Source organism: Congzhengia sp. (genome assembly GCF_037235575.1).
Classification (GTDB): Bacteria; Bacillota; Clostridia; order UBA1381; family UBA9506; genus Congzhengia; species Congzhengia minquanensis.
The window spans coordinates 1-24,425 of record NZ_JAXUNN010000025.1 but is presented as its reverse complement, the minus strand read 5'-3'; the positions used below and the strand labels follow the sequence as shown (position 1 = coordinate 24,425).

The window sequence follows — 24,425 nt, the reverse complement described above, 5'->3', positions numbered from 1 at the left end:
ATGTCATATCATTATACTTTTGACAGCGGCGCCACCTATGGCGTCAAAGACGTTAACAAAATAACCAGCCGGTTCGTCACAGCCGGAATTGCGCAAACCTTTACCGAAAACAGCCAGGCGCCTTATAATTTAAGCTCGTTTCACGAAAACGGCGCGCTTATGTTTCAGTCCGGCGTAAAAAGCGGCGACGCCTCTCTGCAGGTTGTAAAAACACAGGGGCAGGACGGCGCTGTTTCCATTTGCCCCGGCAAGGCATTCTTTCACGACGGCACCCTGTTTGAGGTGACGCTGCCGGAGGATTCGGCCGAATCCGACGTGGTGCTTTCTTACGTGCCGGGAGTGAAGCACTACGTATATTTAAAAAACGATTACATCTTTTCCAACTCCTATTACCCCGTCTGCACAACCGACGCGCCCACCGGCGACTTTGTGCCGCTGGCAGAAATTGAAACAGACGGAGCCATTACCGACAGGCGGGAATATGCCGTTGGAAAACTGCCGTCGAAAGACAGCGGCTATGCGCCGAAGCAATATGAGGTTACGGTGATGTGTGAGCCGCAGTCCACACCGTCAGCAAACGGTGAATATTACCGTTACTTCAGCGCCAAAGGCCAGGCAACTGTAACGTTTGGGGACGATGAAGACTTAAAAGACCGGCGGTTTGTCTATATTTATGATGACAGCTTCTACCGGACAGCCGGAGTTTATGACCTTGTTAAACTAACTCATAAATGCAGCGTTTTAGATTACAAAGGTGTTCCTAAAACTTATTCTGCTGAAAAGCTGTATCTTTATTATAGGACAGACTCTGATTATGTATCTACCACCATCAGTGTAAATACCAGTGATAAACAACTTTCGTTTGATATAATGTATCATCCTAAAAATGAATTTTCCTCAGCCGAAAGCTTTCCATACAGCTTTTCCTTTATCCTGATATAAGAAAGGAGAAATTTTCATGCCAATAAAAAACAGTTTTATTGACAACGGCAGCTATCAGGCGGCCGATTTAAACAACATTTACAGAAGGCTTATGTATAACCCTTCTGCCGGGCAGGTTTTTTCTGAAACCGGGGCGGAAGGTCAAACGGCCGCATATGAAGCCTCGCACTTAAACGCCCTGACGCAAACGCTGTGCAGCCCGGGCGTAATCAGCGACTCGGGCTACACGCTAAAGGCAGTGAAACTTCCGCAAGAAAACAAACTGCGAATTAATCCCGGCACGGCGGTCTTTGAAGACGGCATGGTGATGGATGTGGAGCCCGGCGGCCATGAGCTCGCCTATTTGCAAAATGTAAAAAACTATGTTTATTTAAAGCAGCAGTCGGGGGAATGTTTTCCTGTTTGCGGACAGACAGCGCCCGCCACAGACGGAAGCTGCATTCCGCTGGCCGAGATTTCAGAATCCGGTGAATTTACAGACCGCAGGCCCTTTGCAAAATGTAAAAATAACGGCTATGCCAGCAATGCCGGATATATCATGAACGTAACCGTCCATGCAAGATGCGAGGAAAGAATATATCCCAACGAATATTTTGGACAAACCACCATCAATTTAAACGACCAGGGGCAGCACCGGTTCGCCTTTGCCGAATGTTCCGGCAAGGATCATTTAAATCGAGAGTATTCTGCATATTCCTTTTGTGACATGGGAAAAAATACTGCTTATGCTAGTAACTATTCTTTCAAAGATTCCAGTGGACACGACAATGAAAATAAATGGCTTTACGACAGGATGTGTATAAAGGTTGGCGAAGCAGCCGATAGCTTTGTATTTTGTAAGATGCACAACGAAAATGGTCTGCTTACCATTCAAATGACTTCCACCGAGCAAGGGGACATCAGCTTTTCATTCTTATTATTTTAGGAGGCTTAAAACATGATTACATACAAACTAAAAATCAATTATCAAGACCCCAGGGTAATGACCTCGGATATGGAGTTCGTCACGGGGGATGTAGGCGCATACCGGTTAGAGTTTGAGTTTTATGACAACGGTGCGCGGGTGGACTTAACAGATTGCGTTCTCACGGTTAAGGCGAAGCGGTCTGACGGAACGGTTCTTGCAGACGCAGGTGAAATGCAAGACAACCTGGGCGTGTTCGTTCCAAAAAACGACATCTATGCCGTAGCAGGAGAGCTTCGTTTAGAGGTGGCCCTGGCAGATGCCGCGAAAAACTACATTACAGCCAAAGTTCTGCTGGCCACGGTTGTGGAAGGGCTGGGCGACGCAGACAATGTGGCGCAGACAAGCGCATCTGTTTATGTTACGCTTTTGAACCGCATTCAGGAGCAGATTATAGCCGCGAACAAACTGACGGAAGATGCAAAAAGCTTAATAGACGGCAAGCTGGAATTAAAAGCCGACAAGCAGACGGAAGACGGTGGGTTCGCGGGAGGACAAGGCGCCTCCACAACAAACGGAGCAGCGATTGGAAGCGGAGCTGCGGCGACAGGCGGCGGCGGTTCGGTAGGCTTGGGGGCCAGTTCCACAAACGGCGGCGGAGCAATTGGAAGCAATGCAAATGCAAACGCCGGCGGCGCCGTGGGAAGTGCAACGACTGTTACCGGCTATGGCGGAGCCGTTGGGAACAAGGCAAAGGCCGGGGCAGGCTTTTCGGGAGGCAATCAGGCTGCCGTCGCTTTGGGCAGCAACGGAAAATATATCGACGCAATTCAGCTTGGAGCAGGCACAAACGAAGCGCCGGGCACATTGCAGGTGTATGACTATCGAATTATGGACCAGGACGGAAGCATTACGGCCGCCAGGCTGCCCGGCTACTGCGGCTGTGTGTCAAGTGCAGACGACCTGCCGGGATATGCCGAAACGGGAGACATTTACGGCGTAATGGAAACCGTTTCAAAACCGCAGGAGGACGCCCTGTTTGCAAAAGGCATGTTCTCCGATTATTTTACAAGTGCAGGCGAAACGGCAGGAACCGGCCTTGCGCCCGCTTTGTGCAATTTGCGTGATTCAATTATTGCCAACATAAAAAACTACACGTTTACCGGCACGGACAACCAAACTGCCACGTATTTATACACTGCGTCCGGCACATTTCTGGCAGAAGTGAAAGTGAATGCCGGCAACACATCGGCCCTATCTGCATTCGACGCCTATTCAATCGGTTATAACGGAAACGACACGGACATCATATCGTTTTACATCTGCAAACAGAAAAAGAGCAAACTTACGTTTCAAAACACAGAATATGAGCATATCATGGTTTGGAACGGAACCGGCTGGGAAGATGTTCGAAGCTTTCATTGCGCTAAAATGACCCCGAAAGGCAGCGTGAATCAATATGAAGACCTGCCCGATGCAATTGACGGCAGCCTCTACCAGCTTCAGACAAGCTCGGCCAATTGGGTGAAATATTCCGGCAAAGCATCGGACCTTTTAAACATTGAAGAGGACGGGTTCCACGGATTGAAATTTACCCCGCCTGAATCCTGCATTAGAAAAAGCTACTTAAATTATGGCAGTTATCTCCATACCTACAACATCGTAGCTTTATACGATGCTTCGGGAAACTATCTTCAGGAGTTGATTTTAAATCCTTTGCCGGAATCAGACATTGGTTATCCACTGTCTATTTTTGGAATATCCAGCCCATCCGACACCGTGACATTTTATCTGGGCATATATAAAAATAATACGCGCCCGGAAACACTGAAATCGTTCCAGGCCGGCGATTTTGTGTTTATGAAAAACAACCAGTGGATCTGCATTGCCGGGCCTAAGGCAAGGGAGAACTATTACACCAAAACGCAGGTAAACGAGAAAATAAGCGCATCTTCTCGCTGGGGCGGGAGCATTTCAAGTTATGAAGAGCTTCCAAAATCGCCGCAAGCGGGAACATACTGTTATGTATCGGCGGATATTGCAAACGGTGTAAAATATACCGGAAAAGTCTCGGATTTGTTTCGTATCTATGATAATGAAATGCTTCAGTCGGATACGCTTAATTTTACCCCGCCTGAATATTGTTTGCCGCCATTAATGGACTCCCCTTATTATGACACGATTGTTAATATTTACGATGAGGCCGGGGCTAACGTCGGTTATTTGTCAATTAATCCTCAACCCGGTTCGGCGCCGCCGTTTTTCAGCCTTTCTGAGCTTGGCGTAACGTCTGCTGACGACACCGTGACATTTTATTTGGGTATTTACGACGGGACGGGCTTACCTTCGGCAATAGAAACAATATATCATGCTGGGGATATTTTAATTTGGGTCGGCACAAAGTGGGTAAGGATTCCCACGGTTTAGGAGGGAAGTAAAACATGCAGATTGAAAAAAAGCAGATCGCATATAACCGCGTCACACGAAATAGTGCGATATGTTATATTGTTATCCATGACACGGGGAACAAATCAAAGGGCGCAGATGCGGACTCCCATTTCCGTTATTTTAACGGCGGAAACCGAAACAGTTCGGCGGACTTTTTTGTGGACGACAAAACCGTTTTGCAGGTGAATGATTACACAAAATATTACACCTGGCACGTGGGGGACGGCAAGGGCAAATACGGCATTACCAACGCAAATTCCGTCGGCATTGAAATTTGTGTAAACGCTGACGGAAACTACGACACGGCGTACCTGAAAGCTGCGGAGCTGACGAAATATTTGATGAAGCAGTTAGGGATTGGCGCGTCCCATGTTGTGCGTCACTATGATGCAAGCAGGAAGAACTGTCCGGCCTCAATGAGCGCAAATAACTGGGCGCTGTGGGAAAAGTTTAAACAGTTGATTAAGGAGGAAATAAAAATGGCAGAATGTAAATTTACAGACATCAGCGGGCACTACGGAGAAAAGCAGATTCGGGAAGTGTTTGAAATGGGGATTATGAACGGGGTGGACGAAACCCATTTTAACCCGAATGAACCAGTGACAAGAGCACAGGCGGCAATTATCGCAAGAAACGTCGTGCGGTATATCACGGGAAAGTAGGGGTTTTACATATGGACAATATCATTACATGGATTAAGCTTGTGGCCGGTGTGATAACCGGTTTATTATCATATTTATTCGGAGGGCTGGACATGCTGTTTACGGCGCTGCTGGTGTGCATGGCGGTGGACTATATCACGGGAGTTTTGGCGGCGCTTTATGAAAAGCGGCTCAACAGCGAAGTGGGTTTCCGCGGCATATTAAAAAAGGTCGTTATTTTACTGATTGTGGTTTTGGCGCATATGGTTGAAAACGCTGCGGGAATTACAGGCATACGGGATATTGTAATTGGTTTCTACATAGCAAACGAGGGGATTTCCGTTTTGGAGAACGCAGGCAGAATGAACGTGCCGGTGTGCAAAAACTTTACAAAATATTTAGAGCAGCTTAGGGGTTAACACAGATGTCTACAGCACTTTTAACCGGATTAAGCGGTGTTAAAAACGGTATGGCAGTTTGCCATACCGTTTTTTTTATGCTTTCGAGGCCATAAACGTTCACTCCTCACTCTGTCAGGCTGATGTAAATATGAATTTCGGCGTTTTCAAAGTTCCCGTCCTGATATTCTTCAAAATCGCAAACAAACGACCGGGGCAAATCCATTGTCCAAAGACGCTCCCAAAATTCCCCCACGGCCTTTTGCACATGGCCGCGTACCACAAATTTGGCATACCTTCCTGCGGGAATCGCCATGCGTTCCGTTCCCTGGGGGAGAGAGGAACCGTCTGCCTCGCAGCCCACAGTCACTTTATATTCGCTTTTGTCCGGGCCGGTGTAATCGGAATAAATTCCGAGGGCCTTTCCGTTTTTCTTGCCGGAAATCTGCGGATAAATCCCGCCCTGATAATAGGTTTGCCACAGCCCGCCGATAACGGCCCCCATGTCCGGCGACCGGTTCGACGTTCTTGCACACAAACCCACAACCGTTTTTTCGTTTAATGTTACCAATTCATAATCCATTTGCCTTACCTCTTTCTTTTTAAGATAGACAAATCATATCACAGAAAACCAGACAGGTATGTGTCATGTTTTATCATAAAATTTCATCATTTTTTGAAGCAGGGCAAAAAATTCTGCCCGAAGGCCGGCGGGAGCAGTCAGTTCCGCGCAGTCTCCAAAGCTTAACAGCCAGGAAAACAGGTTTTCTTTGTCTGAAAATCCGGCCTGAAACAAAAGCTTCCCTCCGGGCAAAACAGAAAAGCTCTCCGGACCATATTCCTCCACAAGCCGCCATTTCATAGACGGCGCAAACTCCACTTCCGCCTGAATGCTGCGGGGCCATATGGTTTCTGCGTCTGCCTGAAAAGGCGGCAGCGTTCTGGGGGAAAACCGCTGATTCAGACAGGTTAACTCCACCATGCGGTTCAGCTTGAACATGCGGAAATCCGTCCGCGCCGTGCAATAGCCCCACACATACCAAGAAGCCCACTGGAAAACTAAACAGTAGGGCTCAATGGTGCGAAGACTTTTTCCGCCGGGGGCATAATAGGTAAACGAAATCATTTTGCCTGCGTCAATGGCCGACTGAATCAGCTCAATTTTCGGCGCCAGGGAAGATTTATACCAGGAGGAAAGGTCAATTAAAATGTGGCTGTTGGAGGCGAGCACTTCGCTGTTTCCCACCGAAAGCTTGTCCATCAAAAGCTGATAGCGGCTGGTGCCGCTGACGCTGTCCAGACTTCTGAGCCCCGCCAAAATCGCCTGCATGTCCGAGGAGGTGAGCAGCGTCCGGTCGAACCGGTAGCCGTCCATAATGGAAATGCCGCCGTTCTTTCCCTGGGCGGTAACGATGGGAATTCCGGCCTTGCATAGGTTTTCAATGTCGCGGCTGATGGTTCTGCGCGTTACCTCAAACTTTTCGGCCAGATAAGGAGCGGTCACTTTCTCCTGCTGGAGCAGAATGGATAAAATTCCAATCAAACGGTCTATCTTCATGGGAAAAACTTCCTTTCGTGGTTACTGTGCAAATTCAGAAAGCGTTCCCGAAACACCCCGAAATGCGCCGGGCACAAGCTCGCAGCCCAACACAAACTGGTCTGGAATACCCGATTGATTTTGAATGCCAAAATCGCCCACTCTGCGGTAACCAAACCGGCCGTAATAGTCTGGGTTTCCCACCAGAAACGACGCGGTAAAACCCAGTTTAACTGCCTGCTCGCCTGCATGGCGCAGAAGCCTGCCCCCAACGTTTTGATTTCGGTAGGGAAGCGCCACACAAAGCGGCGCCACCAAAACCGCCGAAAGTGTGCCCGCGCTGAGCAAAACCGGCTGCCTGGTCAGCAGAATATGCCCAATCAGCAAACCGTTTTCCTCTGCCACAAACTCCAGCTCTGGCAAAAAGGCAGAGCTGTCACGAAGCCTTAAAACAAAATCCTGCTCGGTGCCGTCTGACACTTGGGCTGTTTCAAAGGCGGTTTTTACTAATTCATAAATGGTTTCATAATCACGTTTCAATGCTGTGCGAATGTTCATGCTTTTCCTCCAAATGATTCAAATAAATTCATCTGCCGTGCAGTTTCTTTTTCTTCAAAAGTTCTCAAAAATTCAAAAATTTTCGAACTGTCCGAAACAATGCCGTGCCGGCGGCAAAACCGGTAAAACACCGGCATAAGCGCGCGGTTGTTGGGGCTGGCGGCCTCATAGCGGTTTCCAAAGGCGGCGGAATACTTCTGCTTCATGCCCGGAAAGTGTTCGTCCAGCTTTTGATAAAAATATTCCCTGTTTCCCTCCCGTAGGGTTACGCCCATGCCGAAGCACAAAATGCCAAACACCTTTGCCTGCCTGCACAGGTTTAAAATCCCCAAAAGGTTTTCTTCTGTGTCGTTCATAAAGGGCAGCACTGGCGAAAGCCACACCACGGTGGGGATTCCGTTGTCCCGCAAAATGTTTAAAACCTCAGCCCGGCGGCTGGTGACGCACACGTTGGGCTCTAAAATTTTGCACAGCCCGTCGTCATAGGTGGTCAGCGTCATCTGCACAACGCACTTTGTTGTTTCGTTTATTTTTTTGAGCAAATCCAAATCCCGCAGCACCCGGTCAGACTTGGTAATCAGCGTAGCGCCGAAGCCATAGCTTAAAATCAGCTCTAATGCCCGGCGGGTGCGGCCCAGCTCCATTTCTAAGGGAATATAAGGATCCGACATGGAGCCCGTGCCGATCATGCATTTTTTTCGCTTTTTACGAAGCGCCAGTTCCAAAAGCTCCAGCGCATTGGATTTTACCTCAATATCTTCAAACGCGTGGTCAAACTGATAGCACGCGCTTCTCGAGTCGCAGTAAATGCACCCGTGGGAGCAGCCGCGGTATAAATTCATGCCGTTTTTGGCGGACAAAATTCCTTTCACCTGTTTTTCGTGCATCCTGACTCCCTCCCGGTTTTTCTTATAAAGATATTATACCACACAGACCGTAAAACAACAATAAAAAGCGCCGGCGGAATTCATATTGCCGCCGGCGCTTTTTTTAACTGAATTTTTGAAAGGCTTCCATCAGCCTCTTTTTTCTGTTTTCTTTTTCCTTGTTTTGCTGCTCTTTCCTGCGGGCTGCAATTCGGGCGGCCCGATTGGCAAGCACAGTAGAAAACGCAAAAAACACCATTGTTAGCCCAGATGCCAAAAGAAGCATAATGAAACTGCCGTGTTTTTCATATAATACTGTTACAAGGAGGGCGGCGGCAATGCAAAAAAGCCCGGAGAGTGCCGCAAATAAAACTGAAACCGAAAAATTTTCCCGCAAAACCTGCCCCTCCGTTTCGTTAAAAGTCAATTAATAATATACCATAGTATTTTTTAAAAGTCAATCAGAATTATATAATAGTATAGTAATATTTTGCATAGGGAGGTACCGCCATGTTGAATGAAAACATAAAAAAACTGAGGTGCCAACGGGGATTAAGCCAGGTGGAGCTGGGAAGGAAGCTGGGCGTTACCAAACAAAGCATTTCCAATTGGGAAAACAACTACATTCAACCCTCCATTGAAATGCTGATGAAACTATCATCTGTGTTTTCCGTCAGCACAGACTGCCTACTGGGCCTGGACACACGAAAATTCATTGAAATCACAAACCTGACCGACGAGGAAATCACGCACCTGCAATTCATAGCGAAAGACATTGCAAACGCCAAAAAATAAAAAAGACGCACAAAACATGTGCGTCTTTTTCTGTTTGTTTACCTCCGAACCCCCTCAATATGTAACAGACGGCTGCGGACAAAGGAATATGTGTTCAAAGGCCGGTAATCGGCGTCTTGGGTGTGGGTGGCAACCAGCAGGCCGCTTTCTTCCACAATCAAAAGCGAGTGCGAAAACACCGCGCCGTCGAAGCTGAGCTGAATTACGTCCCCTGCCGCGGCATGCGAAAGGGGAAGCTCCTCGGCGAAGGGGCCGGGCCCCCGGTTGTTTGTCAAAAAGCGGAATAAAAATTCCACCCCCGTCCAGGCGGCGGCCCTGTTGCTTGCAGAGCTGTAATACCACCCGGTTTCGCGGGTGTAGTTCATCACGCCCGCCCCGGCAAAAAGGCATTGGGAAATAAAGTTTGTGCAGTCCCCGCCCAAATCGTCAAAATTATAATAGGCCGGATTGCGCAAAAACGCCCACTTGTGGGCATAAGCCACGGCTTTTGCGCGTTGATAAGTCAAATTGCACGCCTCCTTTCTTTTTATTATATGAAAGAAACCGAAATCCCGGCACTTGACGCTGTTATTTTCCTGTGATAAAATAAACAAAACATTTAAAAGAGAGGACGCTTTCAAATGAACAACAAACAGTGGTTTCAAGAAGAGGCCAAATTCGGCATGATGATACATTGGGGGCTTTACACCCTGCTTGCAGGGGAATACCGGGGAAAACGAATTCCCCATATCGGCGAGTGGGCCCAGTCTTATTTTGAAATTCCAAATGCGGAATATGAAAAGCTGGCAGAGGCGTTCAACCCCATTTATTTCGACCCGGAGGAGTGGGTGCTGGCCGCAAAGGCGGCGGGCATGAACTATATGGTGGTAACCAGCAAGCACCACGAGGGGTTTTGCCTGTTTCATTCTGCATACGACACGTTTAACGTGGTAGACAGCACGCCCTTCGGCCGGGACGTTATCGGGGAATTGTCCCAAGCCTGCCGAAAGCACGGTTTAAAGTTCGGACTTTATTATTCCCAGGAGTTAGACTGGCACGAGCCAAACGGCGGCGGCTACAAGTCGGGCAAAACCAACTGCGGCGAAATGTCCTGGACAAACTGCTGGGACTTTCCTGACAACGAACACAAAAATTTTGAACAGTGCTTTCGGGCAAAAACTTTGCCCCAGGTGAAAGAACTTTTAACCAATTACGGCAATTTGTGCCTCATCTGGTTCGACACGCCCCACGTCATCACCCCTGCGCAAAGCCAGGAGCTTTACGACCTGGTGAAATCCCTCCAGCCAAACTGCTTAATCAACACGCGCATCGGAAACGGCCTGGGGGACTATCGGTCCATGGGCGACAATGAAATTCCAGACGAAGACATGAGCGGCATTTTGGCAGAGGCCCCAACTACGCTGAACGATACGTGGGGCTTTAAATATTTTGACGATAACTGGAAAAGCGCAGACGAGGTGTTAAGGCTGAAAAACCACTTAAATTCCCGGGGCATTAACTATTTGTTAAACGTCGGGCCGGACGGGCTTGGCCGCCTCCCCGCCCCGGCAGCAGACATTTTAAAAGAGGTCGGAAAAAGAGCATAAACGGCATTAAGATTGGCACAGTGAACGTTTTCAGTAAAAAATACAAACAAAAAAATCCAGGAACAAAATGTTCCTGGATTTTTTTGTTTGAATCCTCTAATCTATATAATCATCTGCATTTTGGGTATGCTATTGCTATGAAGCCAAATTTAAGAAAGGGTGGATTCAAAATGCTTCGTTATGGAACCCTTATGCAGCAAAACAGCGATGGTTCGTTTGACCTTGTCATATACATCGACCAAGCAGAAGATTTTAAGCTTGAATTTGCAAAAGAGCTTTCTGTTTTTAAGAAAGGCTGGCTAAACAATAAAAAAATGCGGTTTATTAAAATTGTGTTAGCCGGCACGCTGATTTTCAGCATCCCATTTTCCCAAATCGCGGCAAAAGGTCCCCGTTATGCCATGTCATATATCTACTTTGGCTCAAACGCCTCGCAGCTGGAATACATTTCATTGGCACAGGATACCCTGGCGGTAATCTCCCCCAGCTACTTCGACTTAAATGCAGACGGAAGCTTGAAGCAAAATTATATTTCAGAAAGCTTCGTAAACGCCGTTCACGACAAGGGAATTCGCGTTGTTCCGTTTCTGTCTAACCATTGGGACCGCGCTTCCGGCGTAAATGCATTAAACCGGTTAGACCAGCTCACAGACGAAATCGCTTTGGCTGTTGAACGCTATCAATTAGACGGCGTAAATGTGGACATTGAAAATGTTACCCACACAGAGCGCGATAAATATACGGAGCTGGTGCGGCTGCTGCGCGAAAAAATTCCGAACGGAAAAGAAGTTTCTGTGGCCGTTGCGGCTAACCCCAACGGGTGGAACACCGGGTGGCACGGCTCCTACGACTACCGCCGCCTGGCGGAATATGCCGACCATTTGTTTATAATGTCTTACGACGAACATTACCAGGGCGGAGCCGACGGGCCGGTTGCCTCCTTAAATTTTGTGGAACGGTCTGTACAGTATGCTCTGAACAATCAGGTTCCCGCGTCAAAAATCGTTTTGGGAATTCCGTTTTTCGGAAGGCTGTGGGCCGCCGACGGCAGCGTAAAAGGGCTTGGTGTTTCCATTAACAGAGTGGAGGACATCATTGCCAAATATGGCGGGAAGGTAACATACAGCGAAACGGCGAGAAGCCCCAAAGCAGAATTTACGCTGACAGCTTCAGACAGTTTAACCGTTACCGGAACAAAGCTGGGCCCGGGTGACTATGAAATTTGGTATGAAAACAGCAATTCCATCAAAGAAAAGCTGGCGCTGGTAGACAAATATGACTTAAAAGGCGCAGGTAACTGGAGCAGCGGGCAGGAAACCCGGGACGTGTGGGACTATTATGATTTGTGGCTGAACAGCAAATATTTTGAAGACATTTTTCATCATTTTGCCAAGGACGATATTATTCAGGCGGTGAAAGAAGGGCACATGATTGGAACCTCCAACACACATTTTTCGCCGGATGACAGCCTGACGCGGGCACAGGCGGCGACAATTGCCTCTCGTGTTTTAAAGCTTTCGCCCTCTTCCAACACGGCCTTTTCAGACACAAAGGGCCACTGGGCGGAAAGGGAAATTGCGGCGGCGGCCGAGGCGGGATTTTTCATGGGCTATCCCGACGGCTCGTTCCAGCCGGAGCGGGTGATGTCCCGGGAGGAGATGGCAAGCTTGCTGTTTCGCATGATTCAAACCGACGTGCAGGGCGCCGGGCCGGTCTTTTCCGACGTGTTAGAAGAACGCTGGTCTTATCAGGAAATCACCGCTTTGGCCCAGGCGGGAATTTTAAACGGATATGAAGACGACACCTTCCGGCCGGAAAGAGCGCTGACGCGGGGAGAAATGGCTGCGCTTTTGGCGCGTTTGCCCGAGCAATAAACAAAAAAAGCTCCTGAATGAGGCAGGAGCTTTTTGTTTTTCATTTTTTAGTTTCTTGGCTGAACAACGAAAGAAGCATTTTCACTGGGGGCATAGCCGGGCACAGTTTGATAAGCATAAACTGTTTGGCCGACAAAAAGCACAATGCCGGAGGGAACGGGAACAAGCCAAATGCCGTTTTCGTTTACTGTGGTAGTAACTTTTGTGCCGTCGGGCAATAAAACGACAAGCTCTGCGCCGGGCACGCCCTCGCCAAGAATGAACATATCCCCCTCGGTAATAGAATATATAACCGGTGTGGGGCTTAAAGGCAGAGATGGTGTGTTGGCAACGGTGAAGTCAGCAAGAGGCACGCCGTTTACATAAATGCTTCCGTCCGGGTTCACCGTTACGGTATATTCTTCCGTGTTTGGGTCATACCCATCCGGGGGCGAAACCTCCGTCATAGTATACGTTCCCGGCAAAAGAAATCCGAAATCTACAACGCCGTCATCATCTGATGCGGCAGTTTCGCCGCTGGACAGCCTGAAAACCGCACCGGAAAGGGGCTGCCCGGTTTGGCCGTCAGTTTTTAAAAACAAAAACCGGGCCGGCTGCGGCGCAAGGGTGTCGTAAATAGAAAACCCTTCGGCAATTTCACCGTTTATGGTAACATTTCCCTGTTCATCAACAACGACCATAAACGTTTCCGGGTTCGACTGATACCCTTCCGGCGCGGTGGTTTCAGAAAGGATATATTCCCCCGGCTCTAAATCGGTAAAGCGCAGTGCGCCGGTTATGTCAGAGGCAGCTGTGGCAGCCAGCTCTGCATTGTTTAGGCGGTAAAGAGAATATACCGCGCCTGCAAGCGGCAGGTTGGTGTCGCCGTCACGCTTTACAGCCGTAAACGAACCCAGGCCCGAAGGCGGGGGAGGCGGCGGATAAGGGTGCGGACAGCAACAGCAGCAACAGCACCTTTGACATTTTTGATTGAATGGATTGTTTTTATCATTCATAGCTTCCATATGAATCACCTTGCATCTAATAGGATATATACCATTATATGCACGCTTGTCTTAAAGTGACACAGTGTATAAAAAGCCCCTAAAAATTTCCTGGATTTGACATAATTTTTAGTTACTTTTGAACATGATTTTTGTCACGATTTGTGATAGAATAATGAAGCTAAAATAAAATCCATAGGGGGAAACAACATTGCTGTCTCAAATTTTAGCAGTAACAATATTTGTGCTCATGTTTGGCCTGATTATCTCAGAAAAACTGGAGCGCCATGTTGTAACGCTGCTTTGCGCCCTGGCTACGCTTGTCATTGTTTTTGGGGTGTGCATGCATAGCTTTTCGGCAATTACACAAACATTAAACTTAAAAAGTATTTTTACGTCATCGTTCTGGCACACGGCAGGACAGGCCGAGGAAAGCTCCAGCGGAATTAACTGGGCTACCATAATTTTTATTGCGGGTATGATGGTTATGGTAGAGGGCATGGCAAAAGCGGGCTTTTTCCGCTGGCTGTGCATTGCCATTGCAAAATTGGTGCGCTATAAAACCACGGCCATTTTCATTACGTTTATGGTGATGTCTGCGGTTTTGTCCATGTTTATCGACTCTATTACCGTCATTTTGTTTTTGGCGGCGGTTACGGTGGAGCTTGCGCAGCTGTTAAAGTTTGACCCGATTCCAATGATATTGTCCGAGGTGTTTTGTGCGAATTTAGGCGGCTCCGCCACCATGTGCGGAGACCCTCCGAACATTATCATCGGAACGTCTTTGGGGTACACATTCGGCGATTTTCTGACCAACACAGGCGTAATTGCGGGAATTTCGCTGATTGTGGTTGTTCTTTACTTTTTTCTTATTTTCCGCAAATCCTTTCCCCGTTCCGCCCAGGCACAGCAAAACTCTTATCCGGATCCAAAGGAAATGATTGCGGATAAGAAAAGCTTCGTTATGTCCTGCATTATTTTTGCCGTTGCGGTGGTGCTGTTAATCACCCACGGGTCCACGGGGCTTACTGTGGCGTTTATCGGTTTGTTTATCGCGCTGTTGACGCTGATTACTGCGGGCAGATCGGCCCTTGCGCTGCTGAAAAAACTGGACTATAAAACATTGCTGTTCTTCATCGGCCTGTTTGTTGTTGTCGGCGGACTGGAGCAGACCGGAGTTTTAGAGCTTTTGGCAGGCCTTATCGGCAGGGCGTGCGGCGGCAACCTTTATCTAATGGTGGCAATTATCGTTTGGGTGTCCGGCATTGCCAGCGCATTTGTGGACAACATCCCCTTTGCCGCTACCATGATTCCGATTATCAAATCGCTGGCGGCAACGCAGGGCGCAGATCTTTCTGTTCTGGCCTGGTCGCTGTCTATGGGAACGGATATCGGCGGCAGTGCCACACCGATCGGTGCGTCGGCCAACGTTGTGGGAACTTCGGTTGCCGCAAAGGAAGGATATCCCGTTGGCTGGGGCAGATACTGCAAAGCAATGGTGCCAGCCACGCTGATTGTGCTGACAATTTCAATGGGAGCAATTTGGCTGATTCATATTTAAATTTAACGGGGAGGTATTTTTATGGAAAAACAGTTGATCATTTCTGTCGGCCGTGAGTTTGGCAGCGGCGGACACGCCATAGCGGAACTGCTGGCAAAGCGTTTTGACCTTCCGCTTTACGACAGTAATCTGCTGGAGGAAATCGCAGAGCGCAAAAGCTTAAATGTAAAGCATTTGGAAAAGTATGACGAAATTCCCAAAAACCGCTTGTTTTCAAGAAACGTAATGGGTTATTCCAACTCGCCGGAGGAGGCAATTGCCAATCTGCAGTTCGACTATCTGCGCCAAAAGGCAGACAGCGGCGCGTCGTTTATCATTGTCGGCCGTTGTGCAGAGGAAGTGTTAAAGGGAAACCCGGCCCTAACCACCATTTTTGTTCTGGGAGACATGGAAGCAAAAGTCGCCCGCATTATGGAACTTTATCAGGTTTCGGAACAAAAGGCGGAAAACATTGTGGTTTCCACAAACAAAAAGAGAAAAAATTACCACAATTATTACTGCACGAAACAATGGGGCGACTCAAGAAACTACGAGCTTTCCATTAACAGCAGCCGTTTAGGGCTAATTGCAACAGCAGATATCATTGAAGATTATATCAGGCGAAAAATGAACCTGAACAAGTAAAATAAAAGCGGCACAGCAAATTTGCTGTGCCGCTTTATTGTTTAAATTTTTAGTGCCAGCTGCCGCTGTCAATTGTAACAGGTTTTAACAGAGGCGTCACGTTTTTCAAATCAGACCACACAAATATTTTTGCATATTCAGGTTTTTCGCCGGAATAGGCAACAGTGCCGCTCACCTTGTTTTGCGCAGATGTAACAGTCTGCGTGTCAATTCCCACAAGCTCGCTGCCGGAATAGAGCGCAACAATCACGGTGCCGTCGGTTTCTGAAAGCGCCGCGTTGTAGGTGCACTGGCTGTTTGCTTCGTTCAGCGCCACGAAAGTTTCGTTTACATAGTCAACACCAAAACCGTAAAATCTCCATGTGCCGCCGGTGTTGGAAACAGGTGTAACTGTTATGGTGTGCTCGCCTTCTGTCAGATAAACAGAATCAACATAAAATGGATTGTTCATTACATTGCCGTCGTCGGTGATGCTTTTTTCCTGGGCGGCCTCTCCGTCGATCTGATAGGTGTAAATTGCGGAGTTTGTCGTTCCGGAATTAACAAATGCATTGATGTTGTAACGGCCGGCGGTTTTAGCCAAAAGGCGGAATTTATATGTATTATTGCCGCCTTTATTAAACAATACATTGCGGAGTCTGCCTGTTTCGCCCGCAAAAAGCACACTGTCATAAACCGGCTGCGTGGTGGAATTGTAGCCTTGATATGCCTGCTCTGCGGGAGACCAGGTAACATAGCCCCAGTTGCTTTCCGGAATGATGTCCCAGCCGCTTAAATAGGTGGTTTCCGTGTCTGACAGAACGCCGTCTGTACGCTTCACGGTCAGTGGCGCGCTGACAAAAGCCTCATAATCGGTGGTAACTTCATATCCGGGATATTTATCCAAATCAATTGTATATTTGCTGGGGTCAACGTCGATAAACTCAATGCGGATTCGATAGGTTTTTCCAGCTTCAAAAAGATGGGCGTTATACATTAAAAGCCGCAGAAAACCGTCGCTGCTCCAGCCGCGGCCGGTAGAGTTTAAGTTTGCAGACGACCGGTCAGTATAGAAGCTGCTGGTAACATTTTCATAGTCTGCAACGGCTCCGTCTTGTCCAACCTCGCCTACCAAAACATTAAACGACGCTTGGTGTGCTTTCATGTAAGTATAAATATTATAATAGCCTGTTTCAGCAATTGTAATATCTTGCTCACTGTAGTGCCCGGCCTGTGCTTTAAAGCCGCCTGCAAAATTAGAAACGGCGGAGACACTGTGCGCATTGATTAACTCTACATTGGTTTCGCCCACCGGAGCAATGGCTGTGGAAGTGTCGGAATACACAGAGCCAAGGCTTGTGATAATCAGATTTTTTACATATAAATCGCTGGTAATTGCATGCAGTTTAATTTCGTTTTCGCCCGCATCCAGCCAAAACGCAGGAGATTGAACGTCGGCATCGCCGTTTCCCGAATAGTGGAGTAGGGCAGCCCGTGCACCGCCAACATAAAGGCGGATATCTATGGGCCTTCCGCTGGGATATGCATTTGCCTTAAAAGAGAGGCTATACCAGCCCGCCTGCGGCGCCACTAAATGATATACAGCTGTGCGTCCCCCGTTTAAAACAATTCCAAAATATTTTGAAGCCAGGGAATTTTCTGTAAACAGGGGTGTTCTTAAAGCGTCTTCCGCTTTGGTATAATCCCCGACAAGCGATGTGCCGCTGACAAAGCCTGAGCCTGTTTGATACTGCTGGTGGTTGTGAACATTTAAAAGTGTGCTGCCGGTATAAAAATCAGCCGGGTGAATGGCAGTTTTCGCGCCAAGGTCTGACAGTACCGGAAGCTCTAAACACCTGAAATCAATATAATTCATGCCGGAAAATGCCGATTCCGAAGTTAGGGACAGGGTATAGCTAACGCCTGCGGTGAGCTTCATATTTAAGTTGTTTTCATCACCGAACCGTTCATGACCACGGGTGGAATATACCGGTTCTTTTGTTTCAGAGGTGTACGACTGGTTAAAAACAGTTTCATCGCCGTTTTGAACTACCGCAGTCAGTTTTGACGCTGTATAGTTTGCATTGTCAAACCACATGCCATAGGTTCCGGTGGTGGGAACGGTGAAGGTGAAGGTCTTTGTTCCGCCTGCCTCAAAATCCGTATAAGCGGCCCCTGTCATCTCCAAACGAATGGCGTTGTTGTCAATTTTTTTCTGAACGCAGCCATCTTCGGCAAAGACCATAACAGAGCCACACAAGGATAAGGCCATGATTACCGCAAGAAAAACCGCGGACAATTTAAATTTCATCATATTCTTCCTCTCCTTTATTTTAGGATAAACTTATTTTATCATAAAATGTGATTCGATACAAGCGTTTTGAAATAATTGAATTTGTTACGATTTACTGATTTTAATGAAGCAATTTTGTTAATAATCACAATATTGTAAACATTTTAATTAAATTAGGTTGACAATATGGGCGATATTTGATAAAATATTGTCAAATAAAAGGAGGGGTAAAAATGGAAAAAAATAATTCTAAGAAAACCGTGCGACTGGTTTTATGTGCGCTGTTTGCGGCGCTGATTGCAGTTGGGGCGTTTATTAAAATTCCAATTCCATACATTCCGCTGACGCTGCAAACGCTGTTTACCATGCTTGCAGGGCTTATGCTGGGCGGCAGGCTCGGCGCGATAAGCGTATGCGTATATGTTGCCATTGGACTTGCAGGATTGCCGGTGTTCACCCAGGGCGGCGGCATAACGTATGTGCTAAAACCCACCTTTGGCTACTTAATTGGCTTTGCAGTGGGCACTTATGTTACAGGCGCCATTGCAAACAAAACAGCGGCGCCCACGTTTCGGCGGCTGGTAGGCGCAAACTTGGCCGGCCTTGCGATTATCTATCTGTTTGGCATGGTTTATTATTTTCTAATTAGCCATCTGTACCTTGGCACAAACATCACCATTCGGAATTTGTTTTTATATTGCTTTTTGGCAACAATCCCCGGCGATGTTATCTCGTGTCTTGTTGCCGCAGTAATCGGAAAGCGGCTGAACCCAATAACGAGGAAATATGTGGTGTAAGTTCCTTTACGGCGCTTCCCTAATTTGGGTTACATGCCATTTACCGTGTACATCCTTGTGGATTTCCCATCTTGATAAAATATCATAGCTGCCGGACAAAGCTTTTCCCGTATCGTTATAAGCCATCTGAGAATAGCAAATCCAAACATAACCGGTGTTCCCTTCGCAGTGAGCGGTATACAGTTTCAGCTTATGTTTTTCAGACACAATTGCGGGATAGTCTTCTAACGACCAGGCATACCGTGCAAGTTTGCCAAACCGTTCCGTGCGCGCCTCGTTCGTTGGGACAATAGCAGAAAACGCATTTTCTGCCTGCTCTAAAACAGGCGTAACTGCATCACGGTCTTTCTGTGTGCCGGAGGTTTTTAGTTCATCTATGGTTTCGCTGCCGTAAAACTTTTCATAGGGAGCAGTGCTGCTTAATCTGTAAATTGGCATTTTATAGCGAATTGTAATAATTGTTGCAGCAATCAGAATCATAGCGGTAGAAGCAAAAATAATAACTTTTTTCATCTGCATAATAAAACCTGCTTTCATACAAATGTCATATTTATTATACAGTTACCAGCATAAAAAAGTCAAGCCCGGCCTGCTTTTTTCAGGCCGGGCTATTTCTTTAAAACGCTTTAATAATAATCAGCGACGCAACACCCAGCAAAAGGCCGGTAATGCTTTTCACCGTTAGCTTTTCGCCGAACAAAATGGCCGCGACCAATGCAGCAATCATGGTGTTTCCCCCATTGATAAAGGCAAACAGAATGGCGGGGGGCACAAAGCCCGAGGCCAGCGTTGCAAGCTGGTTCACAATGAACACCGCAACTCCTGCCCCTGCCGCAAAGAGAAGCAGCTTTTTCGGCAGCTTTTCATTATCTGCCGGGGGCTGCCGGTGCAAAACCACGGAAAGCAAAACCATGGCCAGACAGGGAATGGCAAATGTAAAAAACGAAAACATTGACACGCTGCCGCCTTCCGAACTGCGGGAAAAAATCATTTGCATTAGCATGGTGAGACCGTTGGCCAAAAACGAGCCGAGTAAACAAAAAACGGTTTTGAATGAAAATTGGGGATTGATTTGTTTAGCAGACGAAATTAAAAGCAGGGACGAAGCAATGAGCACCACAATTCCAAGCCACTGAAGCCGCGACATCGGCTCTGCAAAAAGGAAAACTCCTGCAATGCACGGCACAATCAGCCCGGCGGCGGAGAACATGGAGCTTAACACCATGGTGCCGCTTTTCATAGATACCAGCCCGCAGATGGAACTTACCACAATGCTGATTCCGGAAAGTGCCGAAGTGATTACGGTATTCAGATTTATGGCCATGCTTCCGCCCAGCAGCATGAGAATGACCGCGGGAATTGCTGAAAGTAAATTGGTAAACGCCATAAGCTTTGCCACGCCGTATATTGATTTTGGAAACAACATGCTTTTGTATTTACTGCATATCTGCTGTGCAACACGTGTGAGTAAAATAATTCCGATATAAAGGCTTGCCACTTTTTGAATCCTCCTAAAAATACGAAATTTTTCGTAGTTTTTAAACTCGCTAATGCTATTTTAGCATAAATTATCATATTGTCAATGAATTTAAAAACGAAAAATTTTCGTAACCCATTGCAGACAAAGACACTTTGTGCTACAATGAAACAAACAAAAATGCGAAGGGGCGAAAAAATGACACTGCAAAAGCTGGCGAAGCTGGCAGGGGTTTCGGTTTCCACCGTTTCAAAAGCATTTTCAGACAGCAGGGAAATCAGCATTGAAACGAAAGAGCAAATCCTGTCGCTTGCAAAAAAGCATGGATGCTTTGAAAAATATTATAAAGGGAAGTTCGGAAAACAATTGGTAGCAGTGATTTGTCCTGAAATTCGGGGGGAATTCTACGCGGACTTTGCCGCGGACCTAAATGACAAAATTGAAGCAAGAGGCGGCATGATGATGCTGTCAGTCAGCGGATTTTCCGCCGAACGGGAAGAAGACCTAATTCGTTATTACGGCTCTTTCGGACACGCCGACGGCATCATTTTCGTATCGGGCTCGCTGCGCCTGAAAACGGAACCGAACATACCGGTTGTGCAAATCGGAGGCAAATATAAAACAGAAAAGGCAGATTATATCGATATCGACATTGCCTCAGGCATTGACCAGGCTGTGGAATATTTGAAAGCAAACGGCCACAGAAAAATCGGATACATCGGAGAAACGCTCACCGCGTCGAAACACCGCCTGTTTTGTGAAGCAATGCGAAAGAATGCACTGCGGCTGGAGGAGGCGTATATGGTGAACAGCAAAATGCGGTTTCAGATGGCAGGATTTGACGCCATGAAACAGTTGATGGAACAAAAAGACCGCCCCACCGCGGTGATCGCGGCGTATGACTATATGGCAATGGGCGCGCTCCGTTACACCCAAGAGGCGGGGCTAAGCATTCCAAAAGACGTGTCCGTTATCGGCATGAACAACGTTTCCGCCGCGGCCTATTTAGATGTTCCGCTCACCACCATTGTTTCGCACCCCGAAGAACTGTGTGAAACAGCGGTGGATTTAATCTTTAAAAAAATGGACAACCAGTTTTATTTTGCCCGGCAGGATATCACGTTAAAAAGCCGGTTAATTGTCCGCGACAGCGTTGCAAACTTAAACGGTTCGTCAGAACCTTCACGATTCTGCTGTTTCTGACCGTTTGCACCGAATGAAAAACCCGGTGACAAGGGGAACGGCGGTAAGCAAAGACGCAACGTCCGCCGCAGGCTGGGCAATCTGAATTCCGAAAAGGCCCAGCAGCCAGGGCAGAATTAACAGCGCGGGAATCATGTAAAGTCCGTTTCTCGTGGTGGCCAAAAGCGTTGCCCGGCCGGTTTCGCCAATGCTCTGAAACATCATGTTGGCGCAGGTGGCATAGGGCTGTGCAATGAGGGAAATACACTGCAGGCGCAGCATGGAAATGCCAATGCGCACAACCTCAGGGTCGTCGCGGAACGCTGCAACAATGTTTCTTGCGGCAAAGAAAAAGAGAATGGAAAGCGCCGTGAGCACACATTCCCCCAAAAGAAACGTGAAATAAAAACCGCGGCGCAAACGGTCGGTGCGCCCCGCCCCAAAGTTATAGCCTGCCACAGGCTGAAATCCCTGGCCGATTCCAATCATAATCGACGCAATGAAATTACAAATCTGGTTCACAATGCTGATAGCAGAAAGGGCAGTGTCGCCATACACCGCGGCGGCCTGGTTTAAGAGCATGGAGGAGATGCAGTTCATACCCTGCCGCGCCAGAGTGGGAAGACCGTTTTTCAAAATCAGCGGGATTTCATAAACAGCCGTCATGCGCCAGGCAATGCGGCACCGGGTTTTGCCGGAGAGATACATGTAGAGCAAAATGGCAAAACTGATGACCTGGCTGAGCGCTGTGCTTAAACCGGCGCCATAAACGCCCATTTTAAGGCCAAAAATAAAAATGGGATCTAACACCATGTTTAACACCGCGCCGGTGGTCAGCCCCACCATGGCAAGGTGCGCCTTGCCCTCGTAGCGCATAATGTTGTTTAAAACAAAGCTCGAAACCATAAACGGCGCGGCCATTAAAATGTAAAACCCATAGGCGCGGGCATAGGGAAGAACTGTTTCCGTGCTGCCCAAAAGCCGCAAAAGCGGGCTTAAAAAAAGCAGTCCCCCCATACCGATTACGCCCCCGGCAATGACAGACACGAAAAACGCCGTGGAGGCAAGCCTGTCGGCCCGGTTTTCGTCCCGGCTGCCCAGCGCCCGGCTGATTATGCTGCCCGAGCCGTGGCCGAACATGAGGCCAATAGCCTGCAGCATTAACGTCAGCGTGGCGGTAATGCCAATGGCGCCGCTGGCGCTGGTGCCTAACCGGCTCACAAAAAAGGTATCGGCCATGTTATAAATGTTGGTGACAAGCATGCTGATAACCGTTGGAACCGCCAGGCTTCCCACAAGCTTCGGTATGGGCGTTTCAATCATTTGCTTATATTGGCTGTCAGAATTGTTCATAAACACAATGCCTTTCTAAATCACTTGATATTCAATTTCGTCCGGCACAGAAATGACGGGCGTTTCATTTTTCTTTAGTTTCATATGAATGCTGCCAAAGGGCGTAGGAATGTCAATCTCAGCCCAATCAAGCCCAAACAGGTTGGGCGCAAGGGTAATTTTTTTAAACCCCGGTTCTAAAATCGTCAGCCCCGAAAGCTTTGCGGGAAGCTGGTATGAGGGCGTTGCGCCCCAGGCGTGGCTGTAGTCGTAGCCATATCCGGGAAAGTCGCCCCACATCTCTTTCATGCCCTTGCTGCATTCGTCAACCTGTTTTTTCCATTGCCGAATCAGCGAAAGGCCATAGTTTGCGAACAGTCCCGCTTTATACACCGCATCTAACACAAAATGCATAAAATAGGGCTGAACGTCTGTAAGAGAAGAGCTGTTGACCACCGTTTCCATAATGGGAGCAGAAAGGTTTTCCGGACACAGGCCATATAAAACCGCAAGGGAATTTTCATGCTTTCCAAAATAAACCTTATCCGTATTCTGCGGCATGAACTGGCTCACCAGCGCCTCCGGCGTGAGGGAGTTCAGCCCGCTTTTGTAAAGCCCCTTTTCCGGCACAAAAAACGCTTTGTGGAAAGACGCTTTTAACCGCTTTGCCCGGTCACTGTAAATTCGGGCGTGCTCCGAGTCGAGTAAACTGTCCGAAATTTTTGCCGCCAAACATAAGGCACGGTAGTAAAAGGCACAAAGGGCTGTTTGCCCCAGCGCTTTCGGCGGATGGTGCAGATTATACGCGTCTACCGGAATCCAGTCGATAAACATAAAGCTGGGCGGAGTGTCAATCAGACCCGTGTCTTTCTCTTCATATCCGAAAAACCGGTCCATCAGCAGGTGGAGCGCGTCTTTCGTTTGGCCGAAAACGGCGCTGTCGCCGGAAAACAGATAATAGTCATATAACATCTGCACCCAAATCAGGCTGTAAGAGGTGTGAAACATAAACCCACCCCGCTGTTTCAGCAAATCCGCTGTCCGCAGAATATCAAACCGCGTGAGATACGGGTCGCCGAAGCAATAATATGAAATTAAGCTTTCCACATAATAGTCCCCCGTGCAGCCTAAGTTTTCCTGATGCTTGGGACTGTCTAAATGAATGGTCTGACGGCAGATTTTCGTTGTCCATTTGCCCACATCATAAATTTTGTTGAGCAATTCGTCGGAACACGAAAAGGAACCCTCGGTATCAACGGGATAGCAGGTGAAAATAAGCCCTGCGTCAGAAATAGAAACGTTTGTTTCGCTGTTGTTCTCCACGGTAAGTTCCATGCCGCCAATGGAGTTTAAGCGGAACGAGCGATACGGCATGCTGCCGTTTATATGAAGCTCCTCTTCCCAAAGCACCTTCTCCGGCGCCTCAAAGGTTTTTATAGAAATCCGGCAATCGCCCTCCGCTGTTACAGTAAATGCGGCGTAGCCGGAATATATGCGGTCGAAATCAAGATAAAAGGTTTGCGACGTGTGCGGTGCAGTAACCAGCCCGCGGTGGTTTTTGGGCAGAACTTTTTCTTCCTGTAAATTTGGTATTTCCGATTTTTTTAAATTCCATACAGATTCAATTTCTTCTGCATTGCTTTTTTTG

General features: G+C 47.8%; 24 protein-coding genes. 12 read left to right on the top strand and 12 right to left on the bottom strand.

Annotation, left to right across the window (positions count from 1 at the left end; genetic code table 11):
• Genes WIG73_RS04515 through WIG73_RS04495 form a run of 5 tightly spaced genes read left to right on the top strand, consistent with a single transcriptional unit; the run spans nucleotide 1 to nucleotide 5,354 of the window.
• On the top strand, nucleotides 1-942 hold the full coding sequence (locus WIG73_RS04515; protein WP_337399458.1) for a hypothetical protein: 942 nt from the start codon (nucleotides 1-3) through the stop codon (nucleotides 940-942).
• Nucleotides 943-958: 16 nt separating this feature from the next.
• On the top strand, nucleotides 959-1,867 hold the full coding sequence (locus WIG73_RS04510) for a hypothetical protein (RefSeq protein WP_337399457.1): 909 nt from the start codon (nucleotides 959-961) through the stop codon (nucleotides 1,865-1,867).
• A 12-nt stretch (nucleotides 1,868-1,879) separates the two neighbouring features.
• The gene (locus WIG73_RS04505; protein ID WP_337399456.1) at nucleotides 1,880-4,273 is read left to right on the top strand and encodes a BppU family phage baseplate upper protein; all 2,394 of its coding nucleotides are present in this window, start codon (nucleotides 1,880-1,882) and stop codon (nucleotides 4,271-4,273) included.
• Nucleotides 4,274-4,287: 14 nt separating this feature from the next.
• Nucleotides 4,288-4,956, top strand: coding sequence for an N-acetylmuramoyl-L-alanine amidase (locus WIG73_RS04500; RefSeq protein ID WP_337399455.1), 669 nt, complete (start codon nucleotides 4,288-4,290; stop codon nucleotides 4,954-4,956).
• An 11-nt stretch (nucleotides 4,957-4,967) separates the two neighbouring features.
• The gene (locus WIG73_RS04495; protein WP_337399454.1) at nucleotides 4,968-5,354 is read left to right on the top strand and encodes a phage holin family protein; all 387 of its coding nucleotides are present in this window, start codon (nucleotides 4,968-4,970) and stop codon (nucleotides 5,352-5,354) included.
• Between the two features lie 106 nt (nucleotides 5,355-5,460).
• On the opposite strand, the gene WIG73_RS04490 is transcribed toward WIG73_RS04495, so the two are convergent.
• The 5 genes from WIG73_RS04490 to WIG73_RS04470 form a co-directional block, all read right to left on the bottom strand.
• Nucleotides 5,461-5,916, bottom strand: coding sequence for an effector binding domain-containing protein (locus WIG73_RS04490; RefSeq protein WP_177679158.1), 456 nt, complete (start codon nucleotides 5,914-5,916; stop codon nucleotides 5,461-5,463).
• Nucleotides 5,917-5,979: 63 nt separating this feature from the next.
• Complete coding sequence (locus tag WIG73_RS04485) at nucleotides 5,980-6,891, bottom strand: YafY family protein (RefSeq protein WP_337399453.1); 912 nt, start codon at nucleotides 6,889-6,891, stop codon at nucleotides 5,980-5,982.
• 21 nt (nucleotides 6,892-6,912) lie between these two features.
• On the bottom strand, nucleotides 6,913-7,428 hold the full coding sequence (locus tag WIG73_RS04480; protein ID WP_337399452.1) for an N-acetyltransferase: 516 nt from the start codon (nucleotides 7,426-7,428) through the stop codon (nucleotides 6,913-6,915).
• Nucleotides 7,425-8,315, bottom strand: a complete 891-nt coding sequence (locus WIG73_RS04475; protein ID WP_337399451.1) for a radical SAM protein — start codon at nucleotides 8,313-8,315, stop codon at nucleotides 7,425-7,427. The genes WIG73_RS04480 and WIG73_RS04475 overlap by 4 nt, the downstream gene beginning before the upstream one ends.
• A 103-nt stretch (nucleotides 8,316-8,418) precedes the next feature.
• On the bottom strand, nucleotides 8,419-8,691 hold the full coding sequence (locus WIG73_RS04470; RefSeq protein WP_249311289.1) for a hypothetical protein: 273 nt from the start codon (nucleotides 8,689-8,691) through the stop codon (nucleotides 8,419-8,421).
• A gap of 113 nt (nucleotides 8,692-8,804) precedes the next feature.
• Here WIG73_RS04470 and WIG73_RS04465 point away from each other — a divergent pair, with 113 nt between their 5' ends.
• Nucleotides 8,805-9,089 carry a helix-turn-helix transcriptional regulator gene (locus tag WIG73_RS04465; RefSeq protein ID WP_177680009.1) on the top strand — a complete coding sequence of 95 codons (285 nt, stop codon included), beginning with the start codon at nucleotides 8,805-8,807 and terminating at the stop codon, nucleotides 9,087-9,089.
• Between the two features lie 38 nt (nucleotides 9,090-9,127).
• Here WIG73_RS04465 and WIG73_RS04460 read toward each other — a convergent pair whose 3' ends face one another.
• Entirely contained in the window at nucleotides 9,128-9,595 is a 468-nt protein-coding gene (locus WIG73_RS04460) for an amidase domain-containing protein (protein ID WP_337399450.1), read from the bottom strand.
• Nucleotides 9,596-9,709: 114 nt separating this feature from the next.
• Here WIG73_RS04460 and WIG73_RS04455 point away from each other — a divergent pair, with 114 nt between their 5' ends.
• Entirely contained in the window at nucleotides 9,710-10,675 is a 966-nt protein-coding gene (locus WIG73_RS04455) for an alpha-L-fucosidase (protein WP_337399449.1), read from the top strand.
• 170 nt (nucleotides 10,676-10,845) lie between these two features.
• Entirely contained in the window at nucleotides 10,846-12,549 is a 1,704-nt protein-coding gene (locus tag WIG73_RS04450; RefSeq protein WP_337399447.1) for an S-layer homology domain-containing protein, read from the top strand.
• 47 nt (nucleotides 12,550-12,596) lie between these two features.
• Here WIG73_RS04450 and WIG73_RS04445 read toward each other — a convergent pair whose 3' ends face one another.
• A complete protein-coding gene (locus WIG73_RS04445; RefSeq protein ID WP_337399445.1) occupies nucleotides 12,597-13,553 on the bottom strand; it encodes a SpaA isopeptide-forming pilin-related protein in 957 nt (318 codons plus the stop codon).
• 190 nt (nucleotides 13,554-13,743) lie between these two features.
• On the opposite strand from WIG73_RS04445, the gene WIG73_RS04440 reads away from it, so the two are divergent.
• A complete protein-coding gene (locus tag WIG73_RS04440) occupies nucleotides 13,744-15,093 on the top strand; it encodes an SLC13 family permease (protein ID WP_337399443.1) in 1,350 nt (449 codons plus the stop codon).
• A gap of 21 nt (nucleotides 15,094-15,114) precedes the next feature.
• The gene (locus WIG73_RS04435; RefSeq protein ID WP_177680499.1) at nucleotides 15,115-15,717 is read left to right on the top strand and encodes a cytidylate kinase-like family protein; all 603 of its coding nucleotides are present in this window, start codon (nucleotides 15,115-15,117) and stop codon (nucleotides 15,715-15,717) included.
• A gap of 49 nt (nucleotides 15,718-15,766) precedes the next feature.
• Here the strand turns inward: WIG73_RS04435 and WIG73_RS04430 are convergent, their stop codons facing one another.
• Nucleotides 15,767-18,010 (bottom strand): hypothetical protein, encoded by a 2,244-nt coding sequence (locus tag WIG73_RS04430; protein WP_337399442.1) that lies wholly within the window; start codon nucleotides 18,008-18,010, stop codon nucleotides 15,767-15,769.
• 212 nt (nucleotides 18,011-18,222) lie between these two features.
• Here WIG73_RS04430 and WIG73_RS04425 point away from each other — a divergent pair, with 212 nt between their 5' ends.
• Nucleotides 18,223-18,786: a biotin transporter BioY gene (locus WIG73_RS04425; protein ID WP_337399441.1), complete on the top strand. Its 564-nt coding sequence runs from the start codon at nucleotides 18,223-18,225 to the stop codon at nucleotides 18,784-18,786.
• Nucleotides 18,787-18,792: 6 nt separating this feature from the next.
• On the opposite strand, the gene WIG73_RS04420 is transcribed toward WIG73_RS04425, so the two are convergent.
• Nucleotides 18,793-19,305, bottom strand: coding sequence for a hypothetical protein (locus tag WIG73_RS04420; protein WP_337399440.1), 513 nt, complete (start codon nucleotides 19,303-19,305; stop codon nucleotides 18,793-18,795).
• A 97-nt stretch (nucleotides 19,306-19,402) separates the two neighbouring features.
• On the bottom strand, nucleotides 19,403-20,284 hold the full coding sequence (locus WIG73_RS04415; RefSeq protein ID WP_337399439.1) for a hypothetical protein: 882 nt from the start codon (nucleotides 20,282-20,284) through the stop codon (nucleotides 19,403-19,405).
• An 84-nt stretch (nucleotides 20,285-20,368) separates the two neighbouring features.
• Between WIG73_RS04415 and WIG73_RS04410 the strand changes: the two genes are divergently transcribed.
• Entirely contained in the window at nucleotides 20,369-21,466 is a 1,098-nt protein-coding gene (locus WIG73_RS04410; protein WP_337399438.1) for a LacI family DNA-binding transcriptional regulator, read from the top strand.
• Here WIG73_RS04410 and WIG73_RS04405 read toward each other — a convergent pair.
• Together WIG73_RS04405 and WIG73_RS04400 are read right to left on the bottom strand one after the other, a co-directional pair.
• Entirely contained in the window at nucleotides 21,446-22,798 is a 1,353-nt protein-coding gene (locus tag WIG73_RS04405) for an MATE family efflux transporter (RefSeq protein ID WP_337399437.1), read from the bottom strand. The two genes, WIG73_RS04410 and WIG73_RS04405, sit on opposite strands and share 21 nt — an antisense overlap.
• 15 nt (nucleotides 22,799-22,813) lie before the next feature.
• On the bottom strand, nucleotides 22,814-24,425 hold a 1,612-nt coding region (locus WIG73_RS04400), incomplete at its 5' end, for a hypothetical protein (RefSeq protein ID WP_337399436.1).

Excerpts from the sequence above, each read along its gene's own strand:
- WIG73_RS04435 (WP_177680499.1), top strand. The coding sequence starts at position 15,115 with ATGGAAAAACAGTTGATCATTTCTGTCGGCCGTGAGTTTGGCAGCGGC.
- WIG73_RS04480 (WP_337399452.1), bottom strand. The coding sequence starts at position 7,428 with ATGAACATTCGCACAGCATTGAAACGTGATTATGAAACCATTTATGAA.
- WIG73_RS04510 (WP_337399457.1), top strand. The coding sequence starts at position 959 with ATGCCAATAAAAAACAGTTTTATTGACAACGGCAGCTATCAGGCGGCC.
- WIG73_RS04465 (WP_177680009.1), top strand. The coding sequence starts at position 8,805 with ATGTTGAATGAAAACATAAAAAAACTGAGGTGCCAACGGGGATTAAGC.
- WIG73_RS04420 (WP_337399440.1), bottom strand. The coding sequence starts at position 19,305 with ATGCAGATGAAAAAAGTTATTATTTTTGCTTCTACCGCTATGATTCTG.
- WIG73_RS04455 (WP_337399449.1), top strand. The coding sequence starts at position 9,710 with ATGAACAACAAACAGTGGTTTCAAGAAGAGGCCAAATTCGGCATGATG.
- WIG73_RS04485 (WP_337399453.1), bottom strand. The coding sequence starts at position 6,891 with ATGAAGATAGACCGTTTGATTGGAATTTTATCCATTCTGCTCCAGCAG.
- WIG73_RS04430 (WP_337399442.1), bottom strand. The coding sequence starts at position 18,010 with ATGATGAAATTTAAATTGTCCGCGGTTTTTCTTGCGGTAATCATGGCC.
- WIG73_RS04405 (WP_337399437.1), bottom strand. The coding sequence starts at position 22,798 with ATGAACAATTCTGACAGCCAATATAAGCAAATGATTGAAACGCCCATA.
- WIG73_RS04445 (WP_337399445.1), bottom strand. The coding sequence starts at position 13,553 with ATGGAAGCTATGAATGATAAAAACAATCCATTCAATCAAAAATGTCAA.
- WIG73_RS04490 (WP_177679158.1), bottom strand. The coding sequence starts at position 5,916 with ATGGATTATGAATTGGTAACATTAAACGAAAAAACGGTTGTGGGTTTG.
- WIG73_RS04475 (WP_337399451.1), bottom strand. The coding sequence starts at position 8,315 with ATGCACGAAAAACAGGTGAAAGGAATTTTGTCCGCCAAAAACGGCATG.
- WIG73_RS04515 (WP_337399458.1), top strand. The coding sequence starts at position 1 with ATGTCATATCATTATACTTTTGACAGCGGCGCCACCTATGGCGTCAAA.
- WIG73_RS04425 (WP_337399441.1), top strand. The coding sequence starts at position 18,223 with ATGGAAAAAAATAATTCTAAGAAAACCGTGCGACTGGTTTTATGTGCG.
- WIG73_RS04500 (WP_337399455.1), top strand. The coding sequence starts at position 4,288 with ATGCAGATTGAAAAAAAGCAGATCGCATATAACCGCGTCACACGAAAT.
- WIG73_RS04505 (WP_337399456.1), top strand. The coding sequence starts at position 1,880 with ATGATTACATACAAACTAAAAATCAATTATCAAGACCCCAGGGTAATG.
- WIG73_RS04495 (WP_337399454.1), top strand. The coding sequence starts at position 4,968 with ATGGACAATATCATTACATGGATTAAGCTTGTGGCCGGTGTGATAACC.
- WIG73_RS04450 (WP_337399447.1), top strand. The coding sequence starts at position 10,846 with ATGCTTCGTTATGGAACCCTTATGCAGCAAAACAGCGATGGTTCGTTT.
- WIG73_RS04410 (WP_337399438.1), top strand. The coding sequence starts at position 20,369 with ATGAATTTAAAAACGAAAAATTTTCGTAACCCATTGCAGACAAAGACA.